Source organism: Streptomyces sp. NPDC104831, from assembly GCF_055583025.1.
On sequence record NZ_JBVJOT010000009.1, the window covers coordinates 175961 to 191230 of the forward strand.

Consider the following 15270-nt stretch of genomic DNA (forward strand, 5'->3'; position numbering starts at 1 on the left):
ACCACCGGCGCGCGCGGATCCCCCGCTACGCCCAGAGCTGTCCATGGAGGGTCGCGATGGCCTCCTCGGTGGTGGCCGCCGTGTAGACGCCCGTGGAGAGGTACTTCCAGCCGCCGTCGGCCACGACGAAGACGATGTCGGCGCTCTCCCCCGCCTTGACGGCCTTGTTCCCGACCCCGATCGCCGCGTGCAGGGCGGCGCCGGTGGAGACGCCCGCGAAGATGCCCTCCTGCTGGAGGAGTTCGCGGGTGCGGGTGACCGCGTCGGCCGAGCCGACCGAGAAGCGGGTGGTGAGGACGGAGGCGTCGTACAGCTCGGGGACGAAGCCCTCGTCGAGGTTGCGCAGGCCGTAGACCAGGTCGTCGTAGCGCGGTTCGGCGGCGACGATCCGTACGTCCGGCTTGTGCTCGCGCAGGTAGCGGCCGACGCCCATCAGGGTGCCGGTGGTGCCGAGGCCCGCCACGAAGTGGGTGACGGAGGGCAGGTCGGCGAGGATCTCCGGGCCGGTGGTCGCGTAGTGGGCGCCCGCGTTGTCCGGGTTGCCGTACTGGTAGAGCATCACCCAGTCGGGGTGCTCGGCGGCCAGTTCCTTGGCCACCCGCACCGCGGTGTTGGAGCCGCCGGCGGCCGGCGAGGAGATGATCTCGGCGCCCCACATGCCGAGCAGGTCCCGGCGCTCCTGCGAGGTGTTCTCCGGCATCACGCACACCATCCGGTAGCCCTTGAGCTTGGCGGCCATGGCGAGGGAGATGCCGGTGTTTCCGGAGGTGGGTTCGAGGATCGTGCAGCCGGGGGTGAGCCGGCCGTCCTTCTCCGCCTGCTCGATCATGTGCAGGGCGGGGCGGTCCTTGACCGAGCCGGTGGGGTTGCGGTCCTCCAGCTTGGCCCAGATCCGCACGTCCGGGGACGGCGACAGCCGCGGCAGGCGCACCAGGGGGGTGTTGCCCACCGCGGCCAGCGGGGAGTCGTAGCGCATCGCTGCTCGGGAGCCGATCAGCGCATGCCGCCGGCCACGGCCGGCAGGATCGTGACGTTGTCGCCGTCGGACAGCTTCGTCTGGATGCCCTCCAGGAAGCGGACGTCCTCGTCGTTCAGGTACACGTTGACGAAGCGGCGCAGCTGGTCGCCGTCCACGATGCGGGCCTGGATGCCGGCGTGCCGGGTCTCGAGGTCGGCGAACAGCTCGGCGAGGGTGTCACCGCTGCCCTCCACCGCCTTCTGGCCGTCGGTGTACTGGCGGAGGATGGTCGGGATGCGGACCTCGATGGCCATGACTCGGGGCTCCTGTCGGAAGGTGTCGTCGGTTCGGTCGGGCGCGCGGCGGCGGACCGCCGCGGCGCGGGGCCGTACGGCGGCAGCGGGTGGGTCAACTCAGGGCGCTCGGCCCGCACGGGTCGACGTGCAGCCGCGCCGCGAGCGGCGTGCCCGGCGCCCTGTCGGCCACGTCGAGAAGAACCATGGGCTCATCGTATCGATTCCCGGTCCGCGTCCCGGAGTGTGATTCCGCATGCCGGACGCATTCCGTCCGGTGGGCGAGATCAGTAGGTCGCCACGACCCTGACCTCCTCCTCGGTGACCTGCCCGTCCACGATCCGGAAGGAGCGGAACTGGAAGTCGCCGAGGCCGTCGGTGTCGGCGGTGGAGACCAGGACGTAGTGGGCGCCGGGTTCGTTGGCGTAGGAGATGTCGGTGCGCGAGGGGTAGGCCTCGGTGGCGGTGTGGGAGTGGTAGACGACCACCGGCTCCTCGTCGCGGTCGTCCATCTCGCGGTACAGCTTCAGCAGGTCGCCCGAGTCGAACTCGTAGAAGGTGGGCGACATCGCCGCGTTCAGCATGGGGATGAAGCGCTCGGGGCGGTCCGAGCCCGCCGGGCCCGCCACCACGCCGCACGCCTCGTCGGGGTGGTCCTTGCGCGCGTGGGCGACGATCCGGTCGTACAGGGCCTGGGTGATGGTCAGCATGGGGGTCAGGATAAGCAGAGGGCCGTCCTGTACCGGTTGGTGGTACGGGACGGCCCACATGCTGGACGTCCTGAGCGGCGGCCGTCGGGGGCGCCACGAGAGCTCCCGGCGGCCGGACGTCCTTTCCGGGAGGTCCGGGGTCCGGGTCAGCGCTTGTGGAAGGCCGCGGCCTCCGGGTTGCGGCGCCGGAGCACCAGGTAGGCGACGGCGAGGATGGCACCCCACACCGGCGCGCAGTACAGCGAGACGCGGGCGTCCTTGTCGATGCCCATCAGCACGATCACCATGCCGATGAAGGCGAGCGCGACCAGGCTGGTCCACGGCGCGCCCGGGGCGCGGAACTCCGAGCGGGGCAGCTCGCCGCGGTCGGCCTTGGCCCGGTAGCGCAGCTGGCAGATCAGGATGACGATCCACGCCCACATGCCGGAGATGGTCGCGAAGGACACCACGTAGTCGAACGCCTTGCCCGGCCACTGGTAGTTGATCCAGACGCCGACCAGCATCAGCGCGGCGGAGAACGTGGTGCCGACGAGCGGGGTGCCGCTGGTCGTCAGCTTGGTGAACGCCTTGGGACCCTGGCTGTTGAGCGCCAGGTCGCGCAGCATGCGGCCGGTGGAGTACATGCCGGAGTTGCAGGACGACAGCGCGGCGGTGAGCACGACGAAGTTGACGATGCCCGCGCCGGCCGGCAGGCCCATCCGCTCGAAGGCGACCACGAAGGGGCTGTTGCCCGCGCTGAAGCTGGTCCACGGCACGACCGACAGGATCATGATCAGCGCGCCGACGTAGAAGACGGCGATGCGCCACGGCACGGTGTTGATCGCCTTGGGCAGCACGGTCTTGGGGTCCTTGGACTCGCCCGCGGTCACACCGACCAGCTCGACGGCGAGGAAGGCGAACATCACCATCTGCAGGGTCATCAGCGTGTCGTCGATGCCGTGCGGGAAGAAGCCGCCCTGGTTCCACAGGTGGGAGACGGAGGCGGTGTCACCGGCGTCGGAGAAGCCGATGGTGAGGATGCCGGCGCAGATCAGGATCATGCCGATGATGGCGGTGACCTTGACCATGGAGAACCAGAACTCCAGTTCGCCGAAGAGCTTCACGGAGATCAGGTTGGCGCCGTAGAGGACGACGGTGAAGACCAGGGCCGACAGCCACTGCGGGATGTCGAACCAGTACGTCATGTATTTCGCCGCGGCGGTGACCTCGGTGATGCCCGTGACCACCCAGAACAGCCAGTACGTCCATCCGGTCACGAAACCGGCGAACGGACCGATGAACTCGCGCGCGTAATCGGAGAACGAACCCGACACCGGGCGGTACATCAGCAGCTCGCCGAGCGCCCGCATGATCAGGAAGATGACAAGGCCCGCGACGGCGTACGCCAGGATGAGGCTGGGGCCGGCCTTGGAGATGCCCTTGCCCGCGCCGAGGAACAGGCCGGTGCCGATGGCACCGCCGATGGCGATCATCTGGATCTGCCGGGCACCGAGCCCGCGCTGATACCCCTCGCCGCCCTCGCTGCCCTCGCCCCGCACGGCCTCATTGCCGTCGTGATGCTGGTCGACCTGCGCTGAGGTCATGGTGGTGCGCCTTTCTCCATAACGACCCGGGCCGGTCAACGGCCGCGGATCGGGTCTCGATCCCCCCGGATGAATGGAGCTGTTGCCTGGCCGACGGTCGTCGGCTCGGTGGCGCACCCGGCCGAACATGGGTGGTGTTCGCCGGGCGGTCGTGAAGATTTATCACGCGCGCAATACTGATCACAGAGGGGCAGTGTGAGCCACGCCACAGATAAAAGCGGACAAAGATGGTCCGAAAGTATCAAAAATGACCGCGAGGGTGATGGGATCGTTATTCGGAATTGAGCGTTCCCTGAGCGAACAGCGAACGGAACCAGCCAATCCGGGTCACGGCAGCAGGGTGGACACCAAGGTTTCCTGCAGTCCGCCCAGCCAGAGGTAGGCCAGCACCATGGGCTTGCGCGGGTCCTCCTCCGGCAGCCGGTAGAGCAGTTCCGTGTCGTCCTCGTCGGTGATCTCCAGCCGGGCGCCGATCGCCAGCCGCAGGTCGTTGAGGGCGCCGAGCCACTGCCGGGACTCCTCGGGGGACAGCTTCAGCACCGCCCCGCCCTCGCCGGCCGGGGCGAGCGCGTCCAGGGAGCGGATCACGGCGAGCGCGTTCTCCCGCTTGCCCGCGCGCAGGTCGTTCTCGGTGTAGCGGCGGAACTCGGCGGAGTGCGCCCGCCGCTCCTCGGCCTCGGCCGGCGAGGCCGAGGCCCGCTCCGGGTCGCTGTAGGCGTCGGGCAGGAGCCTGCGCAGCACCGGGTCGGCGGGCGGCTCGCTCGGGCCCTCGGCGAACAGCTCGGCGAGCGGGTCGTCCGGGGCGTCGGCGCCGGGCCCGGGGCCGATGAGCTCCAGGAGCTGGACGGCCAGCGACCGGATGATGGAGATCTCGACGTCGTCGAGGGCGACGGCCGCGCCGCCGCCGGGGAGCGGTTCGAAGTGTCCGGGCATCTGCGGCGTTTACTTCCGGTCCTGCTGGAGGGTGGCCCACAGACCGTAGCCGTGCATCGCCTGCACGTCGCGCTCCATCTCCTCGCGGCTCCCGCTGGAGACGACCGCCCGGCCCTTGTGGTGGACGTCGAGCATGAGCTTGGTGGCCTTGTCCTTGGAGTAGCCGAAGTACGTCTGGAAGACGTAGGTCACGTAGCTCATGAGATTGACCGGGTCGTTGTGGACGATGGTGACCCAGGGGACGTCAGGCTCGGCTACGGGGGAACTCTCCTCCGCCGACGCGGGGCGTTCGATCTCTACGGGCGCGGGTGACGTCACATGGCCCATGCTGCCACGCCCGCCATAAATCGTCACACCGACGAAAAGGGAGTACGATTCCCCGACATGAACACAGCGGACCTTGGGCTGCCGGTGGACGTTCCCTCGACGGCGCTCTTCACGGACCAGTACGAGCTGACGATGCTGCGCGCCGCGCTGAGGGCCGGTACGGCCGAACGGCGGAGCGTGTTCGAGGTCTTCACCCGGAGGCTGCCGGACGGGCGCCGCTACGGCGTCGTGGCCGGCACGGGGCGCGTCCTGGACGCGGTGGAGAACTTCCGCTTCGACGCGGGCGTCCTCGGCTTCCTGCGCGAGCGGCAGATCGTCGACGAGGAGACCCTGGCGTGGCTCGCCGGCTACCGCTTCGGCGGCGACATATGGGGCTACCCCGAGGGCGAGGTGTACTTCCCCGGCTCGCCGATCCTGCGGGTCGAGGGCAGCTTCGCCGAGTGCGTCCTGCTGGAGACGGTGATCCTGTCCATCCTCAACCACGACTCCGCGATCGCCGCCGCCGCCTCCCGGATGGCCTCCGCCGCCGGTGACCGGCCGCTGATCGAGATGGGCGCCCGGCGCACCCACGAGCTGGCCGCGGTGGCCGCCGCCCGCGCCGCCTACGTCGGCGGCTTCGCCACCACCTCCGACCTCGCCGCCGGGTTCCGCTACGGCATCCCCACCGTCGGCACCTCGGCGCACGCCTTCACGCTGCTGCACGACCGCGAGCGGGACGCCTTCCAGGCCCAGGTGGAGACCCTCGGCCGGGGCACCACCCTGCTGGTGGACACCTACGACGTCGCCGAGGCCGTCCGTACGGCGGTGGAGGTGGCCGGCCCCGAGCTGGGCGCGGTCCGCATCGACTCCGGCGACCTGCTGCTGGTGGCCCACCGGGTGCGGCAGCAGCTGGACGAGCTGGGCGCGACCGACACGAAGATCGTCGTGACCTCCGACCTGGACGAGTACGCCATCGCCTCGCTGGCCGCCGCGCCGGTGGACGCCTACGGCGTGGGCACCCAGCTGGTGACCGGCTCCGGGCACCCCACCAGCTCGATGGTCTACAAGCTGGTCGCCCGCGCCGACTCCGCCGACCCGAAGGCGCCGCTGGTGCCGGTCGCGAAGAAGTCCAGCGGCGGCAAGATGTCCATCGGGGGCCGCAAGTGGGCGGCGCGCCGGCTGGACGCGGACGGGACCGCCGAGGCCGAGGTCGTGGGCACCGGGCCGGTGCCGCCCGAGCTGGCCGGCCGGCAGCTGCTGGTGCCGCTGGTGCGCGGCGGGACGGTGGTCGCCCGGGAGCCGCTGGACGTGACCCGGGAGCGGCACATCGCGGCCCGGGCGAATCTGCCGCTGTCCGCGACCCAGCTCTCGCGCGGGGAACCCGTCATTCCGACGGAGTACGTCCACGGGCGCCCGGGTAGCTAACAGCGCGACCGCCGTCCGCCCCCTCTCACCCCTCCCGCACGGGCCCGGAAGTCTCTAGGCTCGGTTACTTCACTCTCAGTCGGAGGACACCCACCATGCGCCGCGCCTTGATCGTCGTAGACGTGCAGAACGACTTCTGCGAGGGGGGCAGCCTCGCGGTGGCCGGAGGGGCGGACGTGGCCGCCGCCGTGACCGAGCTGATCGGGGAGGCGGCGGGCACGGGGTACCGGCACGTGGTGGCCACCCGTGACCACCACATCGCGCCCGGCGGCCACTTCGCGGACGATCCCGACTACGTCCGCTCCTGGCCCGCGCACTGCGTCGCGGGCACGGAGGGCGTGGGCTTCCACCCGAACTTCGCCCCCGCGGTCGCCTCCGGCGCGGTGGACGCCGTGTTCGACAAGGGGGCGTACGCGGCGGCGTACAGCGGCTTCGAGGGCGCGGACGAGAACGGCGTGTCCCTGGCCGAGTGGCTCCGCTCCCGGGAGGTCACGGAGGTGGACGTGGTGGGCATCGCCACGGACCACTGCGTGCGCGCCACCGCCTTGGACGCCGTGCGGGAGGGCTTTCGCACCCAGGTCCTCCTGGACCTCACGGCCGGGGTGGCCGCGGAGACGACCGAGCGGGCCCTGGAGGAGCTGCGGGCCGCGGGGGTCGAGCTGACGGGCAAGCCGGTGGTCGGCGGATAGAAGGGGGCCGCCTCACCCCGTGGGCGGCCTCGTCCCACGAGCCGCCTCACCCCGCGGGCCGCCTCACCCCACCGTCACCGGCCCCCGGAGCAGCGCCCGGATGGGGTGCCACAGCTCCGTCGCCAAGGCGCCGTCGGCCGCGCGGGCCGTGCGCCAGACCAGGCCGTCGGGGTGGTGCAGGACCGCCGTGACCTCGTCCGGCGTCGGGGGCTCGGCGTTGCCCCGCAGGTACACCGCCCGCAGGCCCAGGTTCCGGAGCCGGGTGAGGGCGCGTGCGCGGTTGCCGGCGTGCACCAGGACCCGCACGCGGGCGGCGCCGTACGGCAGGTTCAGCGCCACCACCACCGTGCCGTTCGGCAGCTTGCAGAAGCCTCCAGCGGCCATGCGGTCACTTCCCCGTTCCGGTCGGTGTCAATAAGCGGTCCACAGGACGCACCTAAACACGATCGGCGGCAACCCGCCAGAGGGGTTGCCGCCGATACGCTACTGACCTGCGGTGACGGAAACTACTTCACCGCGGGACCGACCTTGAGCGAGATCGTCGAGCCGTCCTTGGCCTCCTTGACGATCGTGATCTTGGTGTTGGTGTCAGTGACCTTCACGCCACCGGTCGGGTTCGCCGGGTCGTAGTAGGTGCTGGCGTGGTCGTTGAAGACCGGCACCCCCTTGGAACCCTTGATCTTCAGCGCGACGTCGGCCTTGTGCAGGGTGATGCCGTCCGTGGCGTACAGGCTGAACGGCGAGTCGTAGGCCTGGACGCGGTTGCGCAGCAGCGTGCCGTCGGCCCACTTCAGCGCCGTCGGGTGCGAGTCGACCGGCAGGATCAGACCGGTGCCCGGGTGGCCGCTGGTGCTGTTGGTGTTGTTGTCCGCCTGGGAGGTGTCCCACTTCCAGATCAGCAGGCCGTTCTGGTACGGGTAGTGCTCCACCCAGTCCGGGCGCGACGCGAAGCCGAAGTTGTACGGGCCCGTCTTCAGCGTCTTGTCGTACGACACGTACTGCCGGTTCTCGGCGATGTAGTACTGCTTGTAGTCCTTGGTGAAGCCCGAGCCGATGCGGGAGAAGCCGTTCGCGCTCCAGCCGGCGTCCGCCTTCTCGGCGTCGTCGGAGAACAGCGGGGCGCCGTCGGCGGTCACCGTGATCTCGTCGGCGGTGAAGCCGTTCTCCGCGACACCGCCGTCGGTGGCGTAGCGGAAGCGCAGGTCGATCTTCTTGCCCGCGTACGCGTCGAGCGGGAACGACAGCTTCTTGTGCGTCTGCGAGAAGCCGCTCAGCGCCGGCTTGCCGCTGGCGTCCTTCGGCAGGGCCTGGCCGTCCGCCGTGCCGTCCAGCGCGGTCCAGTTGGCGCCGCCGTCGGTGGACACCTCGGTGTAGACGTAGTCGTAGCCGTCCTCGGTGGCCCACCAGCCGTCCAGGGTGAGGCTCGCCGAGGTCTTGCCGGACAGGTCGACGGACCGGGTCAGCGTGTTCTTCAGGTCGTTGCCGCTGCCGCTCCACCACTGGGTGGAACCCTGGGCGGGCGGGGTGATCGTGGTGGTGACCGCCTTGTCGGGCAGGTTGACCACGAGGGCCTGCTTGTCGAAGGTGTTGTACTCCGCCAGGCCCAGCTTGTGCGTGGACTGCTTGCCGGCCGTGGCGGTGTCGAAGTTCAGCCAGCCCAGCTGGAGCTTGTCCCAGGAGTTCATGTCGCCGGGCAGGTCGCCGATGGACTCCTTGCCCCGGCCGAGCCAGGAACCGGAGGACATCAGGGTCCAGAAGCCGGTGGAGTTGTCGCCGCCCGCGGTGTCGTACTCGTCCGGCAGGCCGAGGTCGTGACCGTACTCGTGGGCGAAGACGCCGAGGCCGCCGTTCTCCGGCTGGATGGTGTAGTCGCCGACCCAGATGCCGGTGTCGCCGACCTGGGTGCCGCCGAGCTTGTTGTTCTGCGGGCCGGTGGCGCCGGCGTCGGTGCCGAAGGCGTACCAGCGGTGGGCCCAGATCGCGTCCTTGCCCTCGGCGCCGCCGCCGGCGGACTCGTCCTCACCGGCGTGCACGATCTGGAAGTGGTCGACGTAGCCGTCCGGCTCGTTGAAGTCGCCGTCGCCGTCGTAGTCGTACCGGTCCCACTGGTCGTACTGGGCGAGGTCCTTCTTGATGTCGGCGTCGCTGCGGCCGGCCGCCTTCTGCTGGGCGACCCAGGCGCCCAGGCCGTCGCTGACGACGTTCCACACGCTCGGGCAGTTGGTCGAGCCGCAGGCGTTGTTGCCGTAGCGGGCCTCGTTGTAGGGGACCTTGACCCAGTCGCTGACCTCGCCGGAGACCGAGTAGCGGCCCGAGGACTGCTTCTCGTAGTACTTCTTCAGCGACTCGGTCTTCGCGCCGGTGCCGAAGTACAGGTCCTGGTAGTGCTTCTGGTCGTAGTCCTTCTGCCAGGCCGTCGAGTTGTCCTTCGCACGGTCCGGCGCGGCGATCTTGTTGTGCAGCGGACCCGCGGTGCCGCCGTACTTGGGGTCGGTCCTGTCGCCGAACTCCACCAGGATCGTGAAGATCTTGTCGGTCTTCTCGCGGCTCAGCTCGACGTACTTGCTCTTGCCCTTGCCGCTCTTGAGCTTGACGACCTTCGAGCCGTTGCGCTCCTGCGCGGTGGCCTTGCCCGATATGAGCTGCTTCAGGGCCTCTTCGCGCTGGGCGTCCTGGGTCTTGCTCAGGGGGCCGTCCAGGTCGTGGTTGTGCTGCTTCACCGGCGCGGGGTCGTGCCGGTTCGCGGCGGCGGGCCGGGGCTGCGTGCTCGCCTCGGCGACGGCGAACGTCGCGAACGAGGCGGACGCCGCCGCGAGGGTCACGCCGATGGCGGCCGCTCTGAACGTCCAGGATCTGCTGGTCACTTGAGTTCCTCCCCCGCGTCGCGCACACGGACAGGGGGTTCCGGGCATGGAGGAATCCGTGCGCGCAAGATCAACGCGTGTAGTCAAGTGACGACATTTGACTAGAGGTTTGGCAGAAAAGACAGACCTTGACTTGAGCAGGACAAGTGCACTATGCGGAGGTGGCGTTCGCTTTACGGACAGGTGGCCACGGGGCGGCCGACGTGCCGCCGCGTCCGCGCGAGGAGGCGGTGCCTCCGTGCGCCCCCCGTGCACCGGGACCGTGTCAGATCACGCTTACCGGACGTTCCGCTCGGGCATGGACGCCAGGAGAATCGAACGGCACCCCCCGCTCCCCGCCCCGAAGACTGCCGAGGACACGATGGCCATGCCGCGTCCGACCGCCGCACAGTTCGCCTACGGCTTCTGCACCGTGATGTTCTCGACACTCGCCATGCTGCTGCTGTCCCAGACGGCTTCGGGGCACTGGATCGTCGTCATCGCCGTCGCGGCCCTGGTGCTGGGCCTGCTGGTCGCGTGGACGGTCCCCGCGCCCGGGGCGCGCGGAGCGCGGGCGTCCGCGGGGGCCGTGGCGGACGAGGGGCGCGTGCCCACGGCCCTGTGACCGGCGGCGGCCCGCTCAACGGGTGCTGACCACCACCGTCTTGGCCGCCTTGTCGTGCAGGCCCTGCTTGTACGGCTTGTCGAAGAAGCTCCAGCCGCCGGCGACGGCCGTCCAGACGCAGGCGCAGCAGAAGGCGAACGGCACCCACAGCACCAGGGCGCGGGTCAGCGAGGTCTGCGTGGACGGGGTGGCACCGTTCTCCAGGTTGGCCACCCGCAGGTTGAGCCACTTCTTGCCGAGGGTCTGCCCCGTCCTGCTGATCATGACGGTGTCGTAGGCGATGTAGAGCACGGCCGCGATGAGGGACTGGGCGACGGACCGGCCGACCTCGATCCGGTCGCCGTCGACGGTGTACTCGCGCACGCCGAACGCCCAGGTGAGCAGCCAGACGACGATGCCGACGAGGATCATGTCGACGATCCGTGCGAGGGTCCGCTTGCCGCTGTCCGCGAGCGGGGGCATGCCGGCCAGCGGATCGGCGGGGTACCCGCCGGCCCCGGACCCGTACGGGCCGCCGCCGTACGGCCCGCCGCCGTGGGGGCCGCCGCCGTACGGGCCGCCCCCCGGCGGGGGCTGGCCGCCGCCGTACGGGGGCGGGGTGTCGTACGGCGAGCCCGGCCCCTGGTCCGACGGGGGCCGCTTCCTGAAGGGGTCGTCCTCGGGGGGCTGCTCTCCGGAGCCGGGGGGCGTCTCGCTGCTCATGGCCCGAGTGGAACCCGGGGGCCGCCGCCGCGCATCCGGCAGACGGCCGTACGGAGTACCGCCCCTCCCCCGGCCTCAGCCCGCGACGAACGTGTGCGCCGCCTTGTCGTGCCAGCACTGGCGCCAGGGCCGGTCGAACAGACACCACAGCACGCCCACGACACCGACGGCCAGCAGGCCCGGCACGCTGAACACCAGCCAGCGGCGCAGCGCCGGGGCGAACGTCGGCGGCTCGTGCGCCTCGATGTCCCGCACCTCCAGACCGCACAGCTTCTTGCCGAGGGTGCGGCCCCAGCGGACGGTGGGCAGCACCTCGTACAGCACGCCGGCGAGCAGCAGGACGGCGAGGACGATGCCGAGGCTGGTGCCGGTCGTGCCGTCGATCAGCCACACGGTGACCTGCCGGCCGGACAGCCGGGCCGCGTCGATCTTCCGCTGCACGTGATCCGCGGCCCGGATGCCGAGGGGCACCGCCGCGGCGGCCGTCACGGCGCCGATCACGGCCAGGTCGATCAGCCGCGCGGCGAGCCGCCTGCCGAGCCCGGCGGGGCGGGCGGCGGCCTGCCGGCGCGCGACGGCCTGGAAGAGGTCCTCCACCGGCGGCTTCCACGGCGCGACGGACGGCTCGTCCCCGCCCCCGGCCAGCTGGTGCACCTGCTGCGCCCAGGACGCCTGCCCGCCACCGGGACCGGTGGTCATGGGGGTGACGGGGGCGGGGGCGGCGGACTGCTGCGGCACCGGGGGCGCCACGGCGGACCGGGGCGGCTGGGCGGCGGGACCCCCGTGGGGCAGGTGCGCCGCGGGGGGTGCCTGAGGGCCGGGACCCGGGTGGGGCAGCTGCGCCGCCGGGGGTGTCTGCGCGGACGGGGGCGTCTGCGCGGCGGCGGCCTGGGCGGCGGCCTTTCCGGCACCGAAGCCGGGGGCGGCGGGGGTGCCGACGGGGCCCGGGGCGCCGAAGCCGGCCGGGGTGCCGTCGGGGGCGGCGGGCCCGGACGGGTCGGCGGGCACGGGGCGGATGGTCATCGTGCCGTCGTCGGTACGGGCCGCCGCCGGGCCGGGCACGGGGCGCCGGAAGACGAACGTCCCGGGATCCGGGGCGTCGCCGTCCTGCGCCGGGGGGACGGCCGGGGAGTCCGCCGGCATCCGGGGATCGGCACCCCGGCCGCCTTGCCCGCCGTCCCCGCCGAACCCGGCCGACCGGTCCCGCTGCCCGGGCAGCCCGGGAGCGGCGGGCCGGCCGTGGACACCCGACTGGCCGGGCAGTTCGGGCTGGACGGGGGCGCCGGGGAGGCGGGGATCGCCGGACTGGGCGGCGGCGCCGGGCAGGCCCGGTCCCCCGGACTGACCGGGTACCCCGGGCTGAACGGGGGCGCCGGGCAGGCCGGTTCCTCCCGGCCGGCCGGTCCGGGCCCACTGGTCGGCCTGACCGGCCGGGCCGCTCTGGGCCGGCTGTGCCCACTGGCCGGCCTGGTCTCCGGGCTCCTGGTGGCCGGGGGTGTGCCGTGGGCCGGGGCCGGGGGTCTGCCCGGGGCCGGCGAGGGGGGCCGCCGGGGCGGCGGGCGGGTCCTCGTCGAAGAAGTGGGGGCCCGTCTCCTCCACGGAGGGGGCGGCCGGCCGGGCACCGGGGGGCGGGATGAGCGGCTCGCCGTCCTTCGGCGCCGGACGGCTCGTGCCGGGCACCCAGGAGGCGCCGTTCCAGTACCGGACGTAGCCGGGGATGGACGGGTCCGGGTAGTAGCCCTCGCGGGGCCTGTCGTCGCCGGGTGCCGGGGTTGGGGCGCTCATGTCCGTCGTCCCGTATCTGCTCGGGGGTGGGATGGGGGCCTCCACATCTATCAGACCGGGGCACCGCGCAACGCCAGTCCCGCGGGACCCACCCCTTTCCGGGCAATGCGGTACCGGCTCACCGGTCCCGCGAAAAAAATCTTTCCGGACCCGCGTAATGGTCCGGCCCCCGCCCGCTCTCCCCCGGTACGGGCCCGGTCCGCGCGGCCCGAGCAGAAAGGAGACACCGTCATGCGGCACACCGTGGTGGAGCGGGAGCTGGAGCTGGGGCTCGTCCTGTCACCGGCGCGCAGCGTCCCGGTCCCGGCCCGGCTCACGTACCGCTCCGACGACCCCTACGCCGTCCACATCGCCTTCCACATCGACTCCGAGCAGCCCGTGCACTGGACGTTCGCCCGGGAGCTGCTGGTGGAGGGGGTGTTCCGGCCGTGCGGGCACGGGGATGTGCGGGTGTGGCCGGCGAGGGCGGACGGGCGCGGCGTCGTCCTGATGGCGCTGAGCGCGCCGGACGGCGACGCGCTGCTCCAGGCGCCGGCCGCACAGGTGTCGGCCTGGCTGGAGCGGACGCTGCGGGCGGTGCCGCCGGGGACGGAGGGCGGGCAGCCGGGTCTCGACGACGCGCTCGACCAGCTCCTCGCCCGGTGATCCGGGCACCGGGGCGCGCCGTGTCAGAACAGCTTGCCGGGGTTGAGGATGCCCAGCGGGTCGAACGCCTGCTTCACGGCCCGCTGCATCTCCACCCCGACCGGGCCCAGTTCGCGGGCCAGCCACTCCTTCTTCAGCACGCCGACCCCGTGCTCCCCGGTGATCGTGCCGCCCAGCTCCAGGCCGAGGGCCATGATCTGGTCGAAGGACTCGCGGGCCCGGCGGGACTCGTCGGGGTCGCGGGCGTCGAAGCAGACGGTGGGGTGGGTGTTGCCGTCGCCGGCGTGCGCGCAGACGCCGATCGTCAGGTCGTACTCGGCCGCGATCCGCTCGACGCCGTCCAGCATCTCGCCGAGCCGGGAGCGGGGCACGCACACGTCGTCGATCATCGTCGTGCCCTTGACCGCCTCCAGCGCGGTCAGCGAGAGCCGCCGGGCCTGGAGCAGCAGTTCCGACTCGGCCGCGTCCTCGGCGGGCACCACCTGGGTGGCGCCGGCGGCCTCGCACAGCGCGGCGACGGCGGCGAGGTCGGCGGCCGGGTCCGGGGTGTCGAAGGCGGCCAGCAGCAGCGCCTCGGTGGTCTCGGGCAGCCCCATGTGCGCGAGGTCGTTGACCGCCTTGACGGTCGTACGGTCCATCAGTTCGAGGAGGGAGGGGACGTGACCGCCCGCCATGATGCGGCACACGGCGTCGCAGGCGGCGGTCGCCGAGCCGAACTCGGCGGCCAGCACCAGCTGCCCGGGCGGCTTGGGCTTCAGCGCCAGGACCGCGCGGACGACGATGCCGAGGGAGCCCTCGGAGCCGACGAAGAGCCGGGTGAGGTCGTAGCCCGCGACGCCCTTGGCGGTTCGCCGGCCGGTGGACAGCAGGCGGCCGTCGGCGAGGACGACGTCCAGCCCGAGGACGTACTCGGCCGTCACCCCGTACTTGACGCAGCACAGGCCGCCGGAGGCGGTGCCGATGTTGCCGCCGATGGTGCACATCTCCCAGCTGGAGGGGTCCGGCGGGTAGTACAGGCCGTATTCCTCGACCGCGCGGGAGAGGGTCGCGTTGACGACGCCCGGCTCCACCACGGCGATCCGGTCGACGGGGCTGATCTCCAGGATGCGGTCCATCTTGGTCAGGGACAGCGCGATGCAGCCGTCGGTGGCGTTGGCGCCGCCGGACAGGCCGGTGCGGGCACCCTGCGGGACGACGGGGACGCGCAGCTCGGTGGCGGTGCGCAGCACGTGCTGCACCTGCTCGACGGTGCGCGGCAGGACGACGACGGCGGGCCGGCCGGCCGGGCAGAAGCTCGCCATGTCGTGGGCGTAGGAGGCCGTGACGTCGGGGTCGGTCAGAACGGCCTCGGGCGGCAGGCCGGCCAGGAGCCGGTCGGTGAGGTTGCCGGTGTGCTCGTCGCGTGGCGCTTCGATGCGGCTCATGATCACAGCGTGACACTCGCGGCCATCGGTGTGAACCCCGCCCGCGCCGCCCTTGGGCCACCCGGATGTGCTCGTCATATTGACGCACAGTGAGCGCCATGGACAACCGGCAGTGCGTGGGTACGTCCCTGATCTCCGAGCCGCCGGCGCCGCGCCGGTCCCTCCGGGTGGCGCGGTGGCTGCTGGTCGCCTCGCTCGTGGGGAGCCTCGCCGTGGGCGCGGCGCTGGTGGTGCTGCCCGGGGAGCCGCCCCGGCACGGGGCGGCCCGGCCGCGCGCCGCCGGCCCGCCGGCCCCGCCCCGGGGGGTGGATGCGGCTGTGGGGGTCTCCCGCGGGGCGGGCGCGCTTCC

Annotated in this window: 15 protein-coding genes and 1 pseudogene; 5 read left to right on the forward strand and 11 right to left on the reverse strand. The window is 72.1% G+C overall.

Annotated features, from left to right (window positions below; translation table 11 throughout):
- Positions 1-25: 25 nt before the first annotated feature.
- From ACZ63H_RS09465 to clpS, 6 genes are all read right to left on the reverse strand, one after another.
- Positions 26-976, reverse strand: coding sequence for a PLP-dependent cysteine synthase family protein (locus ACZ63H_RS09465; RefSeq protein WP_469863223.1), 951 nt, complete (start codon positions 974-976; stop codon positions 26-28).
- Positions 977-993: 17 nt separating this feature from the next.
- Entirely contained in the window at positions 994-1272 is a 279-nt protein-coding gene (locus ACZ63H_RS09470) for a MoaD/ThiS family protein (protein WP_469863224.1), read from the reverse strand.
- A 266-nt stretch (positions 1273-1538) separates the two neighbouring features.
- Positions 1539-1961, reverse strand: a complete 423-nt coding sequence (locus tag ACZ63H_RS09475; protein ID WP_469863225.1) for a M67 family metallopeptidase — start codon at positions 1959-1961, stop codon at positions 1539-1541.
- Positions 1962-2107: 146 nt separating this feature from the next.
- Positions 2108-3544 carry an amino acid permease gene (locus ACZ63H_RS09480; protein WP_469863226.1) on the reverse strand — a complete coding sequence of 479 codons (1437 nt, stop codon included), beginning with the start codon at positions 3542-3544 and terminating at the stop codon, positions 2108-2110.
- A gap of 327 nt (positions 3545-3871) precedes the next feature.
- Positions 3872-4477, reverse strand: a complete 606-nt coding sequence (locus ACZ63H_RS09485; RefSeq protein WP_469863227.1) for a DUF2017 domain-containing protein — start codon at positions 4475-4477, stop codon at positions 3872-3874.
- A 9-nt stretch (positions 4478-4486) separates the two neighbouring features.
- Complete coding sequence (gene clpS / locus ACZ63H_RS09490; RefSeq protein WP_469863228.1) at positions 4487-4804, reverse strand: ATP-dependent Clp protease adapter ClpS; 318 nt, start codon at positions 4802-4804, stop codon at positions 4487-4489.
- A gap of 57 nt (positions 4805-4861) precedes the next feature.
- Here clpS and ACZ63H_RS09495 point away from each other — a divergent pair, with 57 nt between their 5' ends.
- Together ACZ63H_RS09495 and ACZ63H_RS09500 are read left to right on the forward strand one after the other, a co-directional pair.
- A complete protein-coding gene (locus ACZ63H_RS09495; RefSeq protein ID WP_469863229.1) occupies positions 4862-6208 on the forward strand; it encodes a nicotinate phosphoribosyltransferase in 1347 nt (448 codons plus the stop codon).
- A 95-nt stretch (positions 6209-6303) separates the two neighbouring features.
- A complete protein-coding gene (locus tag ACZ63H_RS09500; RefSeq protein WP_469863230.1) occupies positions 6304-6897 on the forward strand; it encodes an isochorismatase family protein in 594 nt (197 codons plus the stop codon).
- A gap of 63 nt (positions 6898-6960) precedes the next feature.
- Here ACZ63H_RS09500 and ACZ63H_RS09505 read toward each other — a convergent pair whose 3' ends face one another.
- Positions 6961-7281, reverse strand: a complete 321-nt coding sequence (locus ACZ63H_RS09505) for a hypothetical protein (RefSeq protein ID WP_469863231.1) — start codon at positions 7279-7281, stop codon at positions 6961-6963.
- Between the two features lie 122 nt (positions 7282-7403).
- On the reverse strand, positions 7404-9761 hold the full coding sequence (locus tag ACZ63H_RS09510; protein WP_469863232.1) for an immune inhibitor A domain-containing protein: 2358 nt from the start codon (positions 9759-9761) through the stop codon (positions 7404-7406).
- Between the two features lie 367 nt (positions 9762-10128).
- Here ACZ63H_RS09510 and ACZ63H_RS09515 point away from each other — a divergent pair, with 367 nt between their 5' ends.
- Entirely contained in the window at positions 10129-10365 is a 237-nt protein-coding gene (locus ACZ63H_RS09515) for a hypothetical protein (RefSeq protein ID WP_469863233.1), read from the forward strand.
- Between the two features lie 15 nt (positions 10366-10380).
- Here ACZ63H_RS09515 and ACZ63H_RS09520 read toward each other — a convergent pair whose 3' ends face one another.
- Entirely contained in the window at positions 10381-11067 is a 687-nt protein-coding gene (locus ACZ63H_RS09520; RefSeq protein WP_469863234.1) for an RDD family protein, read from the reverse strand.
- A 75-nt stretch (positions 11068-11142) separates the two neighbouring features.
- Positions 11143-12852: an RDD family protein gene (locus tag ACZ63H_RS09525; protein ID WP_469863235.1), complete on the reverse strand. Its 1710-nt coding sequence runs from the start codon at positions 12850-12852 to the stop codon at positions 11143-11145.
- Between the two features lie 231 nt (positions 12853-13083).
- Here ACZ63H_RS09525 and ACZ63H_RS09530 point away from each other — a divergent pair, with 231 nt between their 5' ends.
- Positions 13084-13497, forward strand: coding sequence for an SsgA family sporulation/cell division regulator (locus ACZ63H_RS09530; RefSeq protein ID WP_469863236.1), 414 nt, complete (start codon positions 13084-13086; stop codon positions 13495-13497).
- A 23-nt stretch (positions 13498-13520) separates the two neighbouring features.
- Here ACZ63H_RS09530 and ACZ63H_RS09535 read toward each other — a convergent pair whose 3' ends face one another.
- Positions 13521-14927 carry an FAD-binding oxidoreductase gene (locus tag ACZ63H_RS09535; RefSeq protein ID WP_469863237.1) on the reverse strand — a complete coding sequence of 469 codons (1407 nt, stop codon included), beginning with the start codon at positions 14925-14927 and terminating at the stop codon, positions 13521-13523.
- Between the two features lie 92 nt (positions 14928-15019).
- On the opposite strand from ACZ63H_RS09535, the pseudogene ACZ63H_RS09540 reads away from it, so the two are divergent.
- Positions 15020-15270, forward strand: a pseudogene (locus ACZ63H_RS09540) (hypothetical protein); the annotation flags it as partial.